Origin of the sequence: Staphylococcus carnosus (assembly GCF_900458435.1) — a bacterium.
Classification (GTDB): domain Bacteria; phylum Bacillota; class Bacilli; order Staphylococcales; family Staphylococcaceae; genus Staphylococcus; species Staphylococcus carnosus.
In genome coordinates, this window is sequence record NZ_UHCT01000001.1 from 1,673,255 (window position 1) to 1,693,309 (window position 20,055).

Consider the following 20,055-nt stretch of genomic DNA (forward strand, 5'->3'; position numbering starts at 1 on the left):
TTTCTTCTCCTTTTATATTTATAATTATAAGTTATAAGATAAATGCACTTAAATCTTTATTAGTTGAAATAGATTTCAATTTATCATCTACATACTGAGCAGTAATATCAACCACTGCATTCGGCATGCCAGGTGCTTCATATGATAGATCTTCAAGCATTTTTTCTAAAATCGTATGCAAGCGTCTTGCACCGATATTGTCTGTGTCTTGGTTAACTTGGTAAGCAATTTCAGCTAATCGTGTAATTGCTTCATCTGTAAAGTTCACTGTGACTTCTTCAGTTTGCAATAACGCTTCGTATTGTTTAATCAATGATAATTTCGGTTCTTTAAGAATATTCACAAAATCATCAACTGATAAACTATCTAATTCTACTCTGATTGGGAAACGTCCTTGCAACTCAGGAATTAAGTCACTCGGTTTTGACACATGGAAAGCACCTGCTCCGATAAACAGCATATGTTCAGTGTTGACACTGCCATATTTTGTTTGAACAACGCTTCCTTCAACAATTGGCAAGATATCTCTTTGAACACCTTGTCTTGAAACATCTTGTCCGCCACCTTGGTTGTTGCTTGCTACTTTATCTATTTCGTCTATAAAGATAATTCCCATTTGTTCAGCTAATTCTAATGCTTCTTGATTGGCTGTTTCGTGATCGATTAATTCATCAGCATATTCGTCAGCTAAGATTTTACGCGCTGTTTTAACAGGTACTTCACGTTCAACTTTTTTCTTAGGCATTAATTGATTCATCATATCTTGAACTTGCTGATTTTGGTTTGTACCAAGCATTCCCAAAGCTCCTGGGTCTTGTTCAACTTTGATACGTACTTTTTCTTCTTCCAATTGACCGTTCAGAAGCTGACTTCTAATTTCAGAACGTTTTGTTTTAATATCTTCAGTTGGTGGCTCTTCATCTTCTTCATCATTATTTCCGAAGTTAGGCATCATACCGCCAAAAATAGATTCAAACGGGTTACCTGCATTTTGATTTGCTTTCTTTTTCATACTCGGTACAAGTAATTTAACTAATTTATCATTAGCCTTTTTAACCGCTTCATCTTTCACTTTATCTTTTCTATCTTCTTTTACAAGTCTTACTGCAACGTCTACTAAATCACGAACCATACTTTCAACGTCTCTTCCAACATAACCCACTTCAGTGAATTTTGTTGCTTCCACCTTAATAAAAGGTGCACCGACAATCTTAGCCATTCTACGGGCAATTTCAGTTTTACCTACACCAGTAGGGCCGATCATTAATATATTCTTCGGAACAATTTCTTGTTTCATTTCTTCATCTAACTGACTGCGACGATATCTGTTTCTCAAAGCAATGGCTACTTTTTTCTTTGCATCATTTTGTCCGACAATATACTCATTCAACTGAGATACAATGTCTTTAGGGGTAAGCTTGATTGCGCTAGCATCCATCCGTCGATCAACCTCCAATATTTCAAATTTACTCATTTCCGTTTCTCAGGAAAATTATGGTTGTTTATATTCCAAAAAGAATACTTATAATTCTTCGACAATAATGTTGTCATTTGTGAAGACACAAATTTCTGAAGCAACTTTTAAACTTGCATATGCAATATCTTTTGCTGACATTTCTGTATGACGTTTTAATGCACGGCCAGCACTTAAAGCGTAGTTGCCGCCAGAACCGATTGCAATTAAATCATCATCTGGTGAAATTACTTCACCTGTACCGCTGACAACAAGAATAGAGTTTTTATCCATCACAATTAACATCGCTTCAAGCTGACGTAATTGTTTGTCACCTCTCCACTCTTGAGCAAGTTCTACTGCTGCACGTTCTAAATTACCGCTGAATTCTTGCAGCTTAGTTTCGAATTTTTCGAAAAGTGTAAAAGCATCTGCCACACTACCAGCAAATCCTGCTAACACTTTACCGTCATATAATCTGCGTACTTTACGTGCCGTCTGCTTCATAATTACTTGTTCGCCAAGTGTTACTTGACCATCGCCTGCCATTGCAGCATGGCCATTTTGTCTAATAGCAAATATTGTTGTCGCATGAATAGAGTTATTCATTATTATTTCTCCTTTTTAGCTCGAGGATGTGCATTTAAATAAACTTTACGCAATTGCTGGTTTGAAACATGCGTATATCGACCAGTGGTTGATAAATTGACGTGACCGAGAAGAGATTGGACTGTTCGCAAATCAGCGCCTTCATTCAGCATATGCGTTGCAAATGTATGACGCAGTTTATGCGGATGTATGTCTGTTACTCCTGCTGTCCGCTTCACTATGTCATTCAAAACATATCTCACACCGCGTTCAGTAATGGGACGACCATTTATATTAACTAATAAATAATCATGCTTTACATTCTGAATTGGCGGAAACAGTTCTAGATATCGTTCAATACTCTCTCTGCACATATTTCCAAATGGTATAAATCGTTCCTTATTACCTTTACCCAGCACTTTAACACCAGGTGAATTTAAATCTAGATCCTCTAACTTGATGTTCACTAATTCTGAAACCCGAATGCCAGTTCCGTACAACAATTCTAAAATCACACGGTCACGCAAACCTTTATGACCGTCTGCTTCTACAGTTTCAAATAAAGCGCTCATTTCTTCTTCATAGAAAAAATGAGGCAGATATTGTTCTTTCTTGGGGTGTACAAGTTGAACAAAAGGGTTAACAACCGTATCATCTTGTGTCATCCAAAACTCATAGAAAGAACGTAACGTAGAAATTTTACGGGAAACTGTAGTTCTTTTCAAGCCTTTTGAATATAAAAATGACAAATAATTTCTCGCGTCTTTATATTCAAAAGATTTTAATTTTAAATGCTCGTGTTCTAAAAATGCATTAAATTGAACTAAATCATCGTGGTAAGACTTTAAAGTATGCTTAGAAAAAAATCGTTCTACTTTTAACATGTATAAAAAAGACTCTTGGATTTTATTCAATAAAAACCCCTCCATCATTTGCATTGTAGCATATGGACAGAGGGAGCTGCAGTGATTTAAGTCTCGAAATCGCAAACGTTTTCTAAACATAAATCTTATTTTATCAAAATATTCATAATTTATCACAATGTTTGCTTAAAATTCTCTAAATACGTCAATGCGCGATTGGCTTGCTGCTCATAACGTTCTTTCTTATCTTTAATTCTTTTTTCTAAAGACGGTACTAAACCGAAGTTCGCATTCATAGGTTGGAAGTTTTTATTGTTATTTGCATGTGAAATATAATAAGCCATACTGCCGATCATCGTTTCACGAGGAAAGACAACTTCAGCTTTATCTTGTAATTTATGCGCCACATTAATACCTGCAACTAACCCGCTTGCTGCACTTTCAACGTATCCTTCTACACCTGTCATTTGACCAGCAAAGTATAGGTGGTCGTTTCCTTTAAGTTGGTAAGTTTCAGATAACACATCTGGTGAATTGATAAATGTATTACGGTGCATTACGCCATAACGTACAATATCTACATTTTCCAAACCAGGAATTAAGCGGATGACTTCTTTTTGCGCACCCCATTTTAAATGTGTCTGGAATCCGACAATATTGTAAAGTGTACCTGCGGCATCATCTTGGCGTAATTGAACAACTGCAAATGGACGTTTACCTGTTTTCGGATCTTCTAGACCGACTGGTTTCATAGGACCAAATAATAAAGTTTTGCGTCCGCGCTCTGCCATTACTTCAAATGGCATGCAGCCTTCGAAATATTTTTCTTTTTCAAACTCATTTACAGGCGCTGCTTCAGCTTCTAAAACCGCATCATAAAAACGGTCAAATTCTTCTTCAGTCATTGGGCAGTTTAAATATGCTGCTTCACCTTTATCATAACGAGATTTCAAATATACTTTATCCATATCAATAGATTCTTTTTCGATAATAGGTGCTGCTGCATCATAGAAATACAATTGATCTTCGCCAGTAATTTCTACAATTTCTTTTGCCAGTCCTTCAGTTGTTAACGGACCTGTCGCAATAATTGTATAACCTTCTGGAATAGATTCGATTTCTTCATTGATAACATTCACATTCGGATGAGATTTCAATGTATCTGTAATATAGCCGGCAAAATCATGACGGTCTACTGCGAGTGCCCCGCCTGCTGGTACACGTGCAGCATCTGCTGCTTTTATAATCAATGAATCTAAACGGCGCATTTCTTCTTTTAACACACCCACTGCATTTGTAAGTGAATTACCGCGCAATGAATTAGAACATACAAGTTCTGCAAATTTATCGGTATGGTGTGCAGGTGTTTGTCTAACAGGACGCATTTCAATCAAATTAACTTTGATACCGCGCTGTGCGAGTTGATATGCTGCTTCAGAACCTGCTAATCCAGCACCGACTACATTAACTACTGTCTCTGCCATAAATAAATCCTCCTCATTCAGATGAAAAGAGGCAGGACGTCAGCAGTATCGACTTTTGTGTCCAACCTCTTGCATCTTAACATTCTATTTTTGAACTTCTTCTTTATAATCACAATTTGAACAAATAACTTGGCTTGAACGACCTTTTTTACGTTCCACAAGATAATGATCACATTTTGGACAGCTTCTGCCGACTGGTTTATCCCATGAAATGAAATCACACTCTGGATAATTAGAACAGCCGTAGAAAACTCTGCCTTTTTTAGATTTACGTTCTACAACTTGACCATCATCACATTTTGGACATTTAACTCCGATTTCCTTCACAATTGCTTTGGTATTTCGGCAATCAGGGAAATTAGAACAAGCCATAAATTTACCGTAACGGCCCATTTTGATAACCATCGGTGAACCGCATTCTTCACAATCTTCACCAGCTGGTTCATCTTTGATTTCAATTTTTTCCATTTCTTGTTCTGCACGTTCAACATCTTTTTCAAAACCGCCGTAGAAGTTGCCGACAACTTCTCTCCATTTAATGTCGCCATCTGCAATTTTGTCTAGTAATGTTTCCATGTTGACTGTAAAGTCGACATCAATAATTTCTGGGAAGTATTCTTTAACTTGTTCATGTACGATTTCACCAAGTTCTGTCGGAACAAATCTTTTACTTTCCATTTTGACATAATTACGTTTTTGAATTGTATCTAATGTCGGTGCATATGTTGAAGGTCGACCGATTTTCAATTCTTCTAAAGTTTTAACAAGTCGCGCTTCAGTGAATCTTGGTGGCGGCTGTGTGAAGTGTTGCGTAGGTTCAATATCAGTAGCGACTACTTTTTCACCCTCAGCAATAACAGGCAACTTGCTATTTTTCTCTTCTTCTTCATCTTTAGATTCTACATATAAAGTCATAAAACCTTTGAATTTAATTGTTTGTCCATTCGCACGGAATTTAACATCATTTTGCTCAATATCCATTGCAACAGTATCTAAAACTGCTGGTGCCATTTGGCTCGCAACAAAACGATCCCAAATTAATTTATACAAACGATATTGATCTCGAGTTAAGAATTCTTTCATTTCAGCAGGTGTACGCAAAGTTTTAGTAGGACGAATAGCTTCATGGGCATCTTGGTCCCCTTGCTTACCTGCAGCTGCTTTACGTTGAGATACATAATCTTTTCCGTATTTTTCAGTAATGAATTCTTTTGTTTCAGCTTTTGCTCCAGCTGAGATACGTGTTGAGTCAGTACGCGTATAAGTAATCAAACCAACAGTACCTTGTTTTTTCAAATCAATACCTTCATAAAGTTGTTGTGCAATCATCATTGTTTTTCTAGCTTTAAAGTTCAATTTTCTTGAAGCTTCTTGTTGCAAAGTAGATGTCGTAAATGGATTAGCTGGATAACGTTTCTTTTCTTTTTTAGTCACTTTAGTGACTTCGAATTCGTTACCATCTAATTGATCTGTGATGAATTTGACATCATCTTTATTGTTTAATTTATACGGTTTATTTTTATAATGTAAGAACTTAGCACTGAATGTTGATTTTTTATATCTGAAATTACCTTCTATTTTCCAGTATTCTTCTGGTTTGAAGTTTCTGATTTCATTTTCACGATCAATAATAAGTCGTAATGCAACTGATTGAACACGACCAGCAGAAAGACCTTTTTTAACTTTCTTCCATAGTACTGGAGAAATATTATATCCCACAAGTCTGTCTACAATACGGCGTGCTTGTTGAGCATCCACTAGATTCAGTTCAATTCCTCTAGGTGTTTTAAAACTTTCCTTTATTGCATCCTTCGTAATTTCATTAAATACTACACGGTTCTTTGCATTTTCATCTAATTCTAATATATTCGCCAAGTGCCATGCAATCGCTTCTCCTTCACGGTCGGGGTCACTTGCTAAAAAGATTTTCTTTGCTTTTTTAGCATGTCTTTTTAATTCTTTAACGACCGGTCCTTTGCCGCGAATAGTAATATATTTGGGTTCGAAATCTTCTTCAACATCAACGCCCATTTGGCTTCTTGGCAAATCTCTGACATGCCCCATTGATGCGATAACTTTATATCGTTTCCCTAAATATTTTTCAATTGTTTTAGCTTTTGCAGGCGACTCAACTATGACTAAATTATCAGCCAAAGTGATTCCCCCTTGCGTCGATTAATTATCATCCTTGTTACAAAGGTAAATGATAAACGGTTTATTTTACATTTGTCAATATTTTAATTTAAAGCCAATTGATTTTAATGTTACTTTTTGGACAGGAGCGAACCTTTTAAACTTAAATCTAATTGTTCAACCTCACGGTTATTTTTCGTTTTCTTTTCACTTTGATATAGAAGTAGGTTGTATCTTTTAATCACCATCCAAACAAACTGCACAAACTCCTGTAATAGAAATATTTCAATTAACTTTCGTCATTATTATTGATTTATTAAAGAACGTTAAGTTATTCGAGCAACTTGAAAATAGAGCATACCTTACGCAGACTGGTTCTCTCAATTGTCAAAGTATTGTCGGTTTCTTAAAGTATCTAAATTATAATTGTAATTTCAAAATGATATTTCGAGCTATACATTGAATAACCCGTATTTTCTCCCCATCTTTCTATATACAGATAAAAAAACATCCATTAATATAAGTTTTTCTTACAAAACAACAATCTAAATAAGGTGTCGAGTTTCTTCTATTATATATAAATAATCCAAAAAACATTTAAAACATATAAGAATACTCAACTTAAATAATAAAAAAGCACAGATTTGCACTTTTCAGTACAAACCTATGCTTTATTTGTGAACAATAATGTGATTTAAAAATTAAGAATCTTTCTTAACTGTTAATAATTCTTCATAAATACCAGCTTCTTTAGCCGCTTCAATTAAAGTAGAACCGATTTCAGAAGGAGTATCTGCAGTTTTCACACCGTTTTCATTAAGTGTTTTGATTTTTTCTTTAGCAGTACCTTTACCGCCAGAAATAATCGCACCAGCGTGACCCATACGTTTACCTGGAGGAGCTGTTTGACCTCCGATAAATCCGATTACTGGTTTAGTCATGTTTTTGTTGATCCATTCAGCCGCTTCTTCTTCAGCAGTACCGCCGATTTCACCAATCATAACAACTGCTTTAGTTTCAGGGTCTTTATTGAATGCATCTAATACATCGATGAAGTTAGTACCATTGACAGGGTCCCCACCAATACCAACAGCTGATGATTGACCGATACCTTCTTCAGTTAATTGATGTACTGCTTCATAAGTTAAAGTACCAGAACGAGATACTACGCCCACATGGCCTCGTTTATGGATGTAACCAGGCATAATTCCGATTTTACAATCGTCAGGAGAAATAACACCTGGGCAGTTAGGTCCGATTAAACGAGTGTTTTTATCTTCTAAATAACGAACAACTTTAACCATATCTAGAACAGGAATGTGCTCAGTAATACAGATTGCTAAATCTAAATCAGCATCTGCACATTCTAAAATTGCATCTGCAGCAAATGGTGCTGGAACATAAATTACTGAAACATTAGCACCAGTTTCTTCTTTTGCTTCTTCTACTGTATTAAATACAGGTACACCTTCTACTACTTGTCCGCCTTTACCAGGAGTTACACCTGCAACGATTTGAGTACCATACTCAAGCATTTGTTTTGTATGGAAAAGGGCTGTAGACCCAGTGATACCTTGCACGATTACTTTTGTATTCTTATCTACATATACGCTCATCTTAGTCTCTCATCCTTTCCTTAGACTTCTTTGACAAGTTTCACAATTTTTTGAGCACCTTCAGCCATTGTAGCTGCTGGCTCGATTGCTAAACCTGAATCTTTTAAGATTTGTTTACCGAGTTCAACATTAGTACCTTCAAGACGAACAACTAAAGGTAATGTTAAGTCGACTTCTTTAACTGCTGCTACGATACCTTCAGCGATAATATCACAACGCATGATACCACCGAAGATGTTTACAAAGATACCTTTAACATTGTCATCACCTAAGATGATTTTGAATGCTTCAGTAACTTTTTCTTTTGTAGCGCCGCCCCCTACGTCTAAGAAGTTTGCAGGATTTCCGCCAAAATGATTGATTGTATCCATAGTTGCCATAGCTAAACCAGCACCATTAACCATACAGCCAATGTCGCCATCTAAAGCAATATAAGATAAATCATATTTAGAAGCTTCGATTTCTTTTGGATCTTCTTCTTCTAAATCACGTAATTCTAGAATATCTTTGTGTCTGAATAAAGCATTATCGTCAAAGTTGATTTTAGCATCTAAAGCTAAAACATCGCCTTCACCAGTCAATACTAATGGGTTAATTTCAACGATTGAGCAATCTTTTTCAATAAACACATTGTATAAAGCTATTAAGAATTTAGCAGCTTTATTGATTGATTCTTTTGGAATATTGATATTGAAAGCAATACGACGCGCTTGGAATGGTGCTAAACCAACGACAGGGTCGATTGTTTCTTTAAAGATTTTTTCTGGTGATTTTGCTGCTACTTCTTCAATTTCAGTTCCGCCTTCTTCAGACGCCATCAAAGTAACACGATCTGTTGCACGGTCGATTACGAAGCCAACATAATATTCTTTTTTAATATCTGCGCCTTCTTCGATGTATAAACGTTTAACTTCTTTACCTTCAGGGCCAGTTTGGTGAGTTACAAGCTGTTTCCCAAGCAATTCATTAGCATAAGCTTCCACTTCAGATAATGACTTAGCGATTTTTACACCGCCAGCTTTACCTCTACCCCCAGCGTGGATTTGTGCTTTAACAACATAAACATCAGTGTCTAATTCTTTAGCTTTTTCTACTGCTTCTTCAGCAGTGAATGCTACACGTCCTTCTGGAACGGGAACGCCCATTGAACGAAAGATTTCTTTTCCTTGATACTCGTGGATATTCATTCTCCATCCTCCTGTTTCTTAGGTTAAGTACATTGTTAATTATAGAAAATGTAAGCGCTATTGTAAACTGAAAGAGGCTCTTTTTGTCAATTTTGTTAATATTTTAATATAAGCGCCAAAGCTAGCCTCATAAGAGTTTGTTACTATTTGAAACAGTTTTCATGATTGATTATAAATTACACAAAGTTGCACAACATTTTTATCCTAGATGTCTAATTTTTCAAGAACAATTGATTTAATCGGTTCAAAAGATTTTCTATGCTCAGGAATAATACCTAGACGTTTTATTCCTTCTAAATGTGCTTTCGTTCCATAACCGACATTATGTTCAAAATCATAACCTGGATATTGTTCTGCAAGTTGTCGCATATAAGTATCTCGATGCTCTTTAGCTAAAATACTCGCCGCTGCAATCGAAACACTCTTAGCATCACCTTTAATAATTGAAGTTTGAGCAATGTCTAATGGGAGTTCCATTGCATCAATCAATAAATGTGTAGGCGTAACATTTAGATTTTCAATAGCACGCATCATCGCAACTTGTGTGGCTTGGTATATATTCAAATCATCAATTTCTTCTGGTGTTGCAATACCATATGCATATGCAGTTGTCTTTTCTATTAATGCTTCAGATAATTTTTGGCGGTTGGCAGCACTCACTTTTTTAGAATCATCTAATCCATAGTAAGCATGATCCGCATTTAAAATGACCGCACAAGCCACAACAGGTCCTGCAAGCGGTCCACGGCCAACTTCATCAATACCGCATATCACCGCTTCAGGGTTGTCACTCAATATATTTTCTTCATAGCGTGTCATTTCTTCATAATGCGCAACCAATGCCGATTCTTTTTCCAACTGTTTTCGACGACTGGCAATGGCTTGCTGCACACCTTTACGTTCATCCTTATTCCATTCTGATGCATCAAGTGCTTTTAAATTGTGTATTTCTTTTAATAACGCTTTTACTTCTTTTATAGAATGTGCCATTATTTAACTTCGTCTGCCATTTCTTTATAAATATCAAAACTATGTGTTCCTAATTTTCCATTACGGATATCATTAATAATCATTTCAATAACCGCTTCATAATCTACTTCATTTCCACGTTGTAAAGCACCTCGTCTGCGACCGATTGCATCAAACCATTCCATGTTCTCTGCATCAGCATCAACATCTACATTAAAATTCTTCTGCAGTGCTTCAACATCATGTTCTTTGAAGAAGTCTAAACCATAAATAGCAACATCATCTAAGTGAACGATACTATCTTTAATTGCACCTGTTAGGCTTAATTTTTTACCCACAGTCTGATCTTCAAACTTCGGCCAGAGAATCCCTGGTGTATCTAATAACTGTAATGACTTACCTACTTTAATCCATTGCTGCTGCTTGGTAACACCTGGTGTATTACCTGTTTTCGCAATTGCTTTATTCGCTAACTTATTAATTAAAGTTGATTTGCCGACATTAGGAATACCTACTATCATGGCACGGATTGCGCGCGGTTTTAATCCTTTCGCTTTGTCACGTTCAAACTTTTCTTTAGTCGCTTCAATTGCAGCTTGCTCCACTTGCTTAAGTCCTTTGCCGTGCTTAGCATCCACTGCAACAGGATAATAGCCTTTACTTCTGAAATAATCTTTCCATTTGGAGATTTCACTTAAATTTGCCATATCTTTTTTATTCAAAATAACCACACGTGGTTTATTTTGAATCACTTCATCTATCATTGAATTACGAGAACTATAAGGAATGCGTGCATCTACCAATTCAAATACAACATCCACTTTCTTTAATTGTTCCGACACTTCACGTTTGGCTTTTGCCATGTGTCCTGGATACCATTGTATAACCATCATTCATCACCTTTCAGTATTACTTTATTGATTCTTTCAGATTCTCTTAATTATACTATATTTCTTTTTTGTTGAAAAAATTAATAAATCCGCATAAATACCATAAAAGATGTATGCGGAAAAATTTCACTTAGTTATTTATTTCTTCAATTAATCCTGGCAATTCTTCAATACTGTAAATAATATAATCTGCACCATTAGCTTCAAATTTTTCTTTCACTTTCATACCGATTTCTACCCTCTTATCTTCAGAAAGTTTTCGCCAATCCTCTTCATTATATCCAGCAATTGAACTGCCTTTTATTACGCCTACCGTAATAACACCTGCGTTAACACCTTCTTGAATATCAGACACCGTGTCACCGACTTTTAAAACATGTTTAACACTTTGAAGTTCTAAATCTTCCATATTCTTAAATATCATATACGGATAAGGTCTGCCGAATCCTCCAACCATATCAGCAGTTACGACATTATCTGGTTGGTAACCTTGCAACGCTGTATTAGGTTTTACGACTTCCATCATTTCTTTTGTATAACCCGTCGTAGAACCTACTTTAATACCTTTCGCTTTCAGCCAATTTGCTGTGTCCACGGCGCCTTGAATAGGAGTAGTGAAATTTTCTAATGTTTCCATCAACTGGTCTTCAAACTTCTCATAAAGTTGATCAATATCCGTTTCAGTTGCTTTCTTACCGTACTTTTCTTCCCAAAGTGATTGAATTCTCGGCATCTCTAACATGGCTTGAATATGATCTCGTTTCAACATCCCCATAAGCTCTCTCGCCTCTTGAATCGTTACATCTATGCCTGCATCTTTAAAAATATCAATGAAAACATGAACAGGCGCAAAGCAACCAAAATCAATCATCGTACCTGCCCAATCAAAAATGACACCTTCTATTTTATTTAACATGAAATCAATCCCTTTCATTCATATATTTTTGAATATTATCTACTAATGAAACAAAATCTTTATGATGCAAGTCACCGATATTGCCGATTCTGAACGATGGCGTATCCATTAATTTGCCTGGATATAATACAAAACCTGCTTCTTTCATGTATTGATAAAAATCTTCAAAAACAAAATCTTTATCAGGGTATAAGAAAGTGGTAATAATAGGCGACTGATATTCATCATCGATATAAGGTTGGAAATTCAACTCTTTTAAGTGTTTTATAACGTAATTATTATTATCTTTGTATCGTTGGTATCTTGCAGGCGTACCGCCTTCTTCGTCCAATTCAATCAGTGCCTCTTGAAAAGCAGCAACGACATGTGTCGGAGAAGTAAAGCGCCACTTGCCGTCAACATCCATTACCTTCCATTGTTCAAATAAATCTAATGCTATACTACTTGCATTACCCTGTGTTTGCTTCAATATTTCTTTATTCGCTATCACAAAACCGAACCCAGGCACACCTTGAATACATTTATTCGCACTGCTTATTAAATAATCAATACCTAAATCATTAACCTTTATAGGTATACCGCCAAAACTGCTCATCGCATCAATAATCAAAGATACATTCTTACGTTTTCCAATCTCTGACAAAGGCGCTAAAGGATTCAAAATACCCGTAGTTGTTTCACAATGTACCATGGCCACATGTGTAATAGACGGATCTTGTTCGATGATTTCTTCTATTTTTTCAAAGTCCGGAACAGCATCATACGCTACACGCATTTCTGTGACTTTCTTCCCAATTGCATTGGCCATATCAATCATACGATTACCATAAGCACCGTTGCTTATAATCAGCACATGATCATCTTTTCCTAATGCTGTTTGCAGCACACTTTCTACTACAAAACTACCGCTTCCTTGTTGTAAAACAGCGGTATAATCATCTGCTGAAACACTTGCTACTTCTAACAATCTGTGACGGATATCTTGCGTTAATTGTTTATATTCTTCATCCCAAGTACATCTATCTTCCAACATTGTCTCTTTGACTGAATCTGTTGTTGTTAATGGTCCCGGTGTCAGCAATTTATATGTTTGTGTCATTATGAAAACTCCTTTACTTTTTATCTTTTTCAATCTCTGCTTCTTTTTTAGCGTCATTAAAAATTGTTTGGTGTTTATCCAGTAAATTTACGGTTAAAGGTGTTTTCCATTCTTCAGGGTAGCTAGGCTCCATTTCTTTAGAAACTTTTTCCCCTTTGTACAATGGCACTGGATATTCTTTTAATAAATCTTTACGTCCGTATTTTTGAATCACTTCAACCATTTTCTCTGCTTTTTGTTGTTTCTTGCCGCCTTTTTTACAACTGCAGCAGCTTCTGTTAATGAAAAATTGCCTTCAGATGGGTCAATATACTTAATAGGTTCTCCATCTTTTTCTGCATCGATTGCTTGGTTTCTAAGTCCTGCCCCTACTGCCGCTTCTCCAGATTGTACTTTCTTAAGTGGTCCTGAGCCTGAACTTTCCAAATGAGGTCCAGCATTTACTATCAGTTTTTTGATAATTTGCTGACCTTCTTTATCTCCGTATTCACTAATAACCCCTTGCAATAGCAGCCATCCTGTTGAAGAGTCCATAATGTTCGGAAATGAAATTTCATTCTTATATTCTGGTTTGGTTAAATCTTTAATGCTTTTAGGTACAGGTAAATGTTTTTCTTTCAATACTTTAGTATTAACAAATAGTGACCCCATATTCCCTAAAATTGGAGACATATAGTCAGGATATTGTTTAAGTTCATGTTGATTCATCGTCGAATGTATCGGCACAAACATATGGTGCTCTTTTTGTGCACTTTCCAAATAATAGCTGGCTTGCGTAACAATATCAGCATCAATACTTTTTCCTTCAGCCATAATTTTCCCGCCGAGTTCAGAAGTAGATTGCGGCTGAACAATATATTGACCTTTATATCCATGGTGATCTAACGCTGTTTCCATTGCGGCAATTGCTTCTTCATCCGCATTCGTCTGGATAATAATTTTGTCAGATGAGGCACCAAGTCCTACATATGAAAAATACAATAATACTGCACAAATAATCCCAAGTATCACAAGCTTAATTTTCATGACATTTCCCTCCTTTTTTCATAACGCATCCATATGGTGCTGATCAGTCTGACTGCTAAATTCGTTATTAAAATTAAAATAGAGAGAATAAATATGTCTGTGAAACGATTGAAATGCTGCAGCTGGTTGATTTGAGTCGAAACAATCTGTGTTGATGTTGAAACTAAAAATATAACGCCGCTGATTGTTACCATTGCATTGATAAAATAATAATTTACTATTTCTATAATGGTTGATTTCATGTTAGGCAAAATAATTTTAAAGAGCGTTTCAAACCAGTTATCTTGCAGTAAAGCACTAGTAATATCCCACGACTTGTCTAATTTATCCATTGCACCTTTTGCCATTAAATAAGGTGTTGTAAAGTAATGCACAATAATACTTAAAATTACAATTAAAAATGTGCCCTTTAAAGAGCTGCCTTGGAAAAACAATAAATAGGAAAGTCCAAGAATCATACCAGGAACTGTATTCGTCAGCATGGCTATTAAATTAATTGCTTTTCTGCCTTTCAACTTGGTTCTGCTATTGATGACTGCGCTGAAAAAAGCAATGATGGTACCAAATAACGCTGTACAAACTGCTACAAATACAGATTGGATATAAACATGAATTAAAATTTCATCCTTAAACAGCGCCACGATATGTTTTAATGTGAAGCCCATTTTATAAGGATAATTTTCAGTAAAAGGTACAACAATCATGACAAGAAAAATACTTAATATACATGTACATAACACGAATAAAAGTATGCTGATTACAAAATTATGCACAGGACGTTTTTCTGGTTGATGGTGGCCAGCAGCCTGGTGACTGACATTCCATCGTTCGATTACTGCAAGAAAAACAAAACCGAATAGTGCGGGTATTAGCATTACAAAAGCAATCACGGCACCTTGCGCGAATTTAGGAATTGAACCTAGAATTGTTTGATATAACAAGATGGAGATCATAGTATCATCTGCGCCGATTGAAGCGGGTATCCCGAAATCTGTAAAACTTAAAATAAAAGATAAAACAAATGCATTGCCAATCGGAATAAACATAGGTCTTAATATTGTGTGATAAAACCTGCGTACCCCACTATCTTGCATGAGTTGAGAAATATAATAAAATCGTTGATCAATATACTGAAATGCATTATTGATAATAATAAAAGCAGCTGGCAAAGTGTAAATGACATAACCAATCAACATGCCATGTTCACCATAAATTGTAAATAGAGGTTGCCCTATTAACTTTGCGATAATACCTTCATTTCCAAACAAATACATCAATAAAAAAACATAGGTAATTGTAGGAACTAACATCGGCAAAACCATCATGCCATTAGAATAACTTTTCAACCATTGTTGTATTGCAGTCGTTTGCAATGCGTATGCTGCAAAAAAGGCTAAGATACTTGTAATAATTGCCGTTAATAATGACAGTTTCAAACTTCGCATGAGTGCAGTTGTAACATCCGGGTTTGATAACACTTCTTTAAAATATAAGTTACTAATATGACCATCTGCGATAATTGAGCGTCCCAGTAAAACAATTACAGGCAATACTAAAAACACGATAAAAAACACAAACAGTAAAATTTGAATAATACGCTGACTCCATAATTTATGCGCCATGTTGCTCACCAAATAATGTGTAAATATTATGACGTTTAATCTCGAGCTGGTTTAGGATGAACTTTTTTACAAATTGATTGGCTGGTTGTTTAATTATCATATTCGGAGTATCATATTGTGCAATTTCACCATCTTCAATTACAACAATTTTATCAGCCATTGTAAGTGCCTCTTCTGGATCATGTGTCACAATGATAGTTGTAAGCGATAACGATTTAGCTACCTTTACAATCATGTCTTTAATACGCTCTTTAATCATCCCATCTAATGCGCTTAAAGGTTCATCCATTAATAAAACCTCAGGTTCCATTACAATCGTTCGAGCTATAGAAACACGTTGCTTTTGGCCTCCAGAAAGTTCATGGATTTTTTTATCAAGATGTGGTCTTAAATCAAGAAGTTCGATTAAATCTGTTATTTCTTTAGAATCAGTATTCTTTTTAGTATTTTTCAAGCCATACAAAATATTTTCTCGAGCATTCAAATGCGGAAATAAACAATAATCTTGAAAGACAATGTTAAAGCCTCGTTTGTTCATCGGAACATTATGGACTGGTTTTCCATTAAAATGAATCTCACCTTTAGAGACATCAGTTAAACCAAGAATCATATTGAGTAATGTTGTCTTGCCATATCCACTCGGTCCTAGCAAAGCTATAATTTCACCATTTTCAATATCTAAATTTAATATCTAAATTTATATTTTTCAATACTTCGTTATCATTAAAACTTTTACTTACATTTTTTAGTGCTAACACAACCCGCACCTCCTACTTTGATATATTCAAAGTATAGGAGAGAAATATTAAGTCAGTGTTAAGTATGTGTAAGTGTTGATTAACTTTATACAAACTTATTACCAACTTTATACCAACATACTAATAAATATGGTATATTTCAATTAAAATTACAAAGGAGTGTGTCATTTGTTACCTAGAGAACGTCGTACTGAAATAATAAATTTATTAGCACAAAATGAATTTTTAGAATTAAAAACCTTACATAAAGACTTGGGAATATCCATGGAGACATTAAGAAGAGATATTCAACAATTAGTCAAAGAGGACCTCGTATTGAAAGAATATGGCGGAATACGAATTAATAAGGAAGTAAATGGTGAGTCTGCAATCGAACGTCGACTAGAAAAACATTTATCCGAAAAGATAGAGATTGCCAAAAAAGCAGTCGATGTTATTAAAAATGGAGATTGTATATTTTTAGATAGCGGGTCTACAACATTACAAATTGCTAAAATGTTAGATACTAAAGAAAATTTGACCATCATCACAAATTCAATTCCTGTTTTAGTTCAATGCATCAATCAAAACCATACACTGGTTTCTATCGGAGGAAAAGTAAGATCTTCTGAACAATCGTTAACTCAATTCGATTTTCTTTTTAACTTCGAAAGACTAAATATTAATAAAGGATTCTTTTGTTGCAGCGGCATCTCAGTTGCCCATGGTGTCACTGATTTTAGTTTCGAAGAAGTAGAAACTAGACGTCGAATTCTTGAAATTTCTCAGGAAAAATACTTAACTGCAGATAGCAGTAAAATTGATGAAGTCGTAACAGCAAAAATAGGTAATCTCAATGACTTTGCTAAATTAATCAGTGATGGGAAAATACCGGAAATAGAGTGTAAAAACATTAAAAATCAGGGAATAGTAATATTATAAATGCATTTTACAATAAGTATATGCAGTATTAATTCTAATAAGAGGTGTTCTTTATGGCTTACGAATTCAAACGATCTGATGTCACTTTCGATTCAGACGGTACGCCATGCAGTGCGTGGTTTTATCTTCCTGATATTTCTGAAAAACCACCTATTATTGTGATGGCCCCTGGATTAGGCGGAGTAAAAGATATGCGTTTAGATGACTATGCTGCTAAGTTTGCTGAAGCAGGCTTTGCTAGTTTAGTATTTGATTATCGAAACTTTGGAAATAGCGGCGGCAACAGAAGACAATATATTAATGTTAAAGATCAACTAGAAGATTGGAATTATGCAATCAAATTTGCTAAGTCTATTGATAGTATTGATGAAACACAATTATTGTTATTCGGTACTTCTTTCAGTGGAGGACATGTTATGACACTTTCATCAATGCGTAATGATATTACAGCAACGATTACACAATGCCCTTATACAGATACTTTCGCAACTTTAAAAGCAATATCTTCAAAAAGTGAATCAAAACTCACATTATTAGCACTATTTGAGAAGTTGCTTTCTATCAGTAGTTATCACAGTATCATGGTACCGCTAGCTGGCGAACCTGGTTCTATATCTTTAATGGCTGTGCCAGATTATCAACAATATTTAGAACTTGTTCCCGAACGTTCTACTTTTGAAAATAAAGCACAAGCAGCTACGATTTTTGAATTTCTTAAATATTCACCTGGGCGTTACGCACAAGAAATCAATAATCCAATATTTTACGCTGTATGCAGTAATGATAATTTAGCACCTGCAAAAACAACAATACGACATGCTAAACGTTCACAAAAACCTACAATTCGTGAATTCAACTGTGGTCATTTTGAGATATATTCAGATAATTATTTCGAAGAAGCCACAGATGAATATGTCAAATTTTTCAAAGAAAATACAATTTAACTTAAAAAGGTGTGCTCAAAATTGAAAGCACACCTTTTATCATTCTATTTATTAATTTTCAATCGGCACCCATACCTGTGCTACATAATCATCAACTTGTGTATTACCATGCGGATATAATTCTATACCTGGTGCATCACGGTGTCTATAACCTAAATCAGATAAAAAGTTAGGATTATAAAGTTGCTCTGTTGTTTTCTGCAAAGTATAAGGTAGTGGTCCTATCGCATCTGCAACAATATAATCACCTTCAGGTAATGTGTAAGGATGCAGATCAGCGACTGACTTTTTATCTGAAGTTACAGCATTGCTTAACGCTTTTAATTCTTCTGGTTTATCTGAATTATTGAATGCTTCCCACGCTTTAGGCAAACCTTGCTGCGCATCTTGCATTGTGGCATATTTACTTAATATACCTATAACATTTGTTGAATCTATATGCTTAATTTCGTATTCCATATTAATCGCCTCTCATTGTACTTAATTGTAATATTTTAAATTACCCTAATTGCTTAATACTTTAACTTTTTAATAGAAAAAAAGTAAAGCTGAAGATTTTTTCTGGAAATCCTCAGCTTTACTTTCAACACGTTCTTCATTTAAAAAGGTTTTGTTTATCCTTCTTTAAAATTAACGATTTCATCAATAATATATTCAGCAGCAATTAATCCTCGAGTTTTTGCCCATAACTCACGATTTACAATGTGGATACGATTATTTTTCTTCGCATTGATTGTATTATAAACCTCTGATTGACGTAATTTTTCTAATGCTGGTTCATCTTTTTTATCCACCATTAAAATCAAACGTTCAGGGTTTAATTCTAACAATTGCTCATCTGTTACTTTAAGATAAGGCCCATTTTTATATTCAGGATATTTATTAGAATCAGCTTGCGTAATTGCCGCTTTAAATCCTAAACGTTTTAAAAATTGGCCGACAAAACTATTTGAATCATGACCGACGATATAATCATCAGTAACAACAGCGGCTAAAGTAGATAAATTAGTATCAATTGTGACCTTTTCGTCAATTTGGTTTATTTTTTGTTGGAAAATTGCAACATAGCGTTTAGCTAATTGTTCTTTAGAAACAGCTTTTCCTATCGTTTCAAAGATTTTCAAACTTTCCTTATAATTCCCTTCAAAGCTTTCCAATAAAATTGTAGGGGCAATTTTTTGTAAATCTCTATAAATTTCATGATGGCGTTGACCATCAGCAATGATTAATTGCGGCTCCGCATCTTTGATTCTTTCTAAATCAGGATTGCTTCTGTGCCCAACTGAGATATAGTCCCCCACTTTATCTCGCATCGCTTCAAATAGATTTTCTTTACTGCCGTCATCGGCAATAGCAGCTGGTTTAATACCTAATGCAAGCAAATCATCTACAAATGAATATTCCAGAGCAGCTACTCTGTCTACATTGTCTGCAATTTTTGTGATACCAGCTTCATTTTTTACTTCAACCATCTTATTAATTACCTCCTTAAAATCCCTCTATGATAGTATACCCATAGAAACTTTAATCATTCCTGATTAAATATATTCAAAATACTCCGACGATTGGTCAGCTAGACCATATAT

Annotated in this window: 19 protein-coding genes; 2 read left to right on the forward strand and 17 right to left on the reverse strand. The window is 35.1% G+C overall.

All coding sequences use genetic code 11. The features are described from left to right. Positions 1 to 31: 31 nt before the first annotated feature. The 15 genes from hslU to DYE31_RS08085 all read right to left on the reverse strand — a co-directional run bounded on the left by hslU (position 32) and on the right by DYE31_RS08085 (position 16,498). A complete protein-coding gene (gene hslU, locus DYE31_RS08020; RefSeq protein WP_015900139.1) occupies positions 32 to 1,438 on the reverse strand; it encodes an ATP-dependent protease ATPase subunit HslU in 1,407 nt (468 codons plus the stop codon). Positions 1,439 to 1,522: 84 nt separating this feature from the next. After that, the gene (gene hslV, locus DYE31_RS08025) at positions 1,523 to 2,062 is read right to left on the reverse strand and encodes an ATP-dependent protease subunit HslV (RefSeq protein WP_015900138.1); all 540 of its coding nucleotides are present in this window, start codon (positions 2,060 to 2,062) and stop codon (positions 1,523 to 1,525) included. 2 nt (positions 2,063 to 2,064) lie between these two features. Then, positions 2,065 to 2,955, reverse strand: coding sequence for a tyrosine recombinase XerC (xerC, locus tag DYE31_RS08030; RefSeq protein WP_015900137.1), 891 nt, complete (start codon positions 2,953 to 2,955; stop codon positions 2,065 to 2,067). Positions 2,956 to 3,077: 122 nt separating this feature from the next. Further along, positions 3,078 to 4,388, reverse strand: coding sequence for an FADH(2)-oxidizing methylenetetrahydrofolate--tRNA-(uracil(54)-C(5))-methyltransferase TrmFO (gene trmFO, locus DYE31_RS08035; RefSeq protein WP_015900136.1), 1,311 nt, complete (start codon positions 4,386 to 4,388; stop codon positions 3,078 to 3,080). Positions 4,389 to 4,472: 84 nt separating this feature from the next. Further along, positions 4,473 to 6,548 carry a type I DNA topoisomerase gene (gene topA, locus DYE31_RS08040; protein ID WP_174221510.1) on the reverse strand — a complete coding sequence of 692 codons (2,076 nt, stop codon included), beginning with the start codon at positions 6,546 to 6,548 and terminating at the stop codon, positions 4,473 to 4,475. A gap of 674 nt (positions 6,549 to 7,222) precedes the next feature. Next, a complete protein-coding gene (gene sucD, locus DYE31_RS08045; RefSeq protein ID WP_015900134.1) occupies positions 7,223 to 8,137 on the reverse strand; it encodes a succinate--CoA ligase subunit alpha in 915 nt (304 codons plus the stop codon). A 20-nt stretch (positions 8,138 to 8,157) separates the two neighbouring features. Then, positions 8,158 to 9,324: an ADP-forming succinate--CoA ligase subunit beta gene (sucC, locus tag DYE31_RS08050; protein ID WP_015900133.1), complete on the reverse strand. Its 1,167-nt coding sequence runs from the start codon at positions 9,322 to 9,324 to the stop codon at positions 8,158 to 8,160. Between the two features lie 204 nt (positions 9,325 to 9,528). After that, positions 9,529 to 10,314 (reverse strand): ribonuclease HII, encoded by a 786-nt coding sequence (locus DYE31_RS08055; RefSeq protein ID WP_015900132.1) that lies wholly within the window; start codon positions 10,312 to 10,314, stop codon positions 9,529 to 9,531. Continuing rightward, a complete protein-coding gene (ylqF, locus tag DYE31_RS08060; protein WP_015900131.1) occupies positions 10,314 to 11,183 on the reverse strand; it encodes a ribosome biogenesis GTPase YlqF in 870 nt (289 codons plus the stop codon). The genes DYE31_RS08055 and ylqF overlap by 1 nt, the downstream gene beginning before the upstream one ends. Before the next feature lie 130 nt (positions 11,184 to 11,313). Beyond that, entirely contained in the window at positions 11,314 to 12,099 is a 786-nt protein-coding gene (gene phnX / locus DYE31_RS08065; protein ID WP_015900130.1) for a phosphonoacetaldehyde hydrolase, read from the reverse strand. 4 nt (positions 12,100 to 12,103) lie between these two features. Next, on the reverse strand, positions 12,104 to 13,198 hold the full coding sequence (locus tag DYE31_RS08070; RefSeq protein WP_015900129.1) for a 2-aminoethylphosphonate--pyruvate transaminase: 1,095 nt from the start codon (positions 13,196 to 13,198) through the stop codon (positions 12,104 to 12,106). 13 nt (positions 13,199 to 13,211) lie between these two features. Beyond that, positions 13,212 to 13,421, reverse strand: a complete 210-nt coding sequence (locus DYE31_RS12900; RefSeq protein WP_041612968.1) for a hypothetical protein — start codon at positions 13,419 to 13,421, stop codon at positions 13,212 to 13,214. After that, positions 13,409 to 14,224: an extracellular solute-binding protein gene (locus DYE31_RS08075; protein ID WP_015900127.1), complete on the reverse strand. Its 816-nt coding sequence runs from the start codon at positions 14,222 to 14,224 to the stop codon at positions 13,409 to 13,411. The genes DYE31_RS12900 and DYE31_RS08075 overlap by 13 nt, the downstream gene beginning before the upstream one ends. Beyond that, the gene (locus DYE31_RS08080) at positions 14,221 to 15,846 is read right to left on the reverse strand and encodes an ABC transporter permease subunit (protein ID WP_015900126.1); all 1,626 of its coding nucleotides are present in this window, start codon (positions 15,844 to 15,846) and stop codon (positions 14,221 to 14,223) included. The genes DYE31_RS08075 and DYE31_RS08080 overlap by 4 nt, the downstream gene beginning before the upstream one ends. After that, positions 15,836 to 16,498: an ABC transporter ATP-binding protein gene (locus DYE31_RS08085; protein ID WP_015900125.1), complete on the reverse strand. Its 663-nt coding sequence runs from the start codon at positions 16,496 to 16,498 to the stop codon at positions 15,836 to 15,838. The genes DYE31_RS08080 and DYE31_RS08085 overlap by 11 nt, the downstream gene beginning before the upstream one ends. 265 nt (positions 16,499 to 16,763) lie before the next feature. On the opposite strand from DYE31_RS08085, the gene DYE31_RS08090 reads away from it, so the two are divergent. Further along, a complete protein-coding gene (locus tag DYE31_RS08090; protein WP_235851279.1) occupies positions 16,764 to 17,525 on the forward strand; it encodes a DeoR/GlpR family DNA-binding transcription regulator in 762 nt (253 codons plus the stop codon). A gap of 53 nt (positions 17,526 to 17,578) precedes the next feature. Beyond that, positions 17,579 to 18,469, forward strand: a complete 891-nt coding sequence (locus DYE31_RS08095; protein WP_015900123.1) for an alpha/beta hydrolase — start codon at positions 17,579 to 17,581, stop codon at positions 18,467 to 18,469. A 51-nt stretch (positions 18,470 to 18,520) separates the two neighbouring features. On the opposite strand, the gene DYE31_RS08100 is transcribed toward DYE31_RS08095, so the two are convergent. Both DYE31_RS08100 and DYE31_RS08105 read right to left on the reverse strand, forming a co-directional pair. Beyond that, entirely contained in the window at positions 18,521 to 18,928 is a 408-nt protein-coding gene (locus DYE31_RS08100; protein WP_015900122.1) for a GyrI-like domain-containing protein, read from the reverse strand. A gap of 155 nt (positions 18,929 to 19,083) precedes the next feature. Then, the gene (locus tag DYE31_RS08105) at positions 19,084 to 19,941 is read right to left on the reverse strand and encodes an ABC transporter substrate-binding protein (protein WP_015900121.1); all 858 of its coding nucleotides are present in this window, start codon (positions 19,939 to 19,941) and stop codon (positions 19,084 to 19,086) included. Between the last annotated feature and the right edge of the window lie 114 nt (positions 19,942 to 20,055).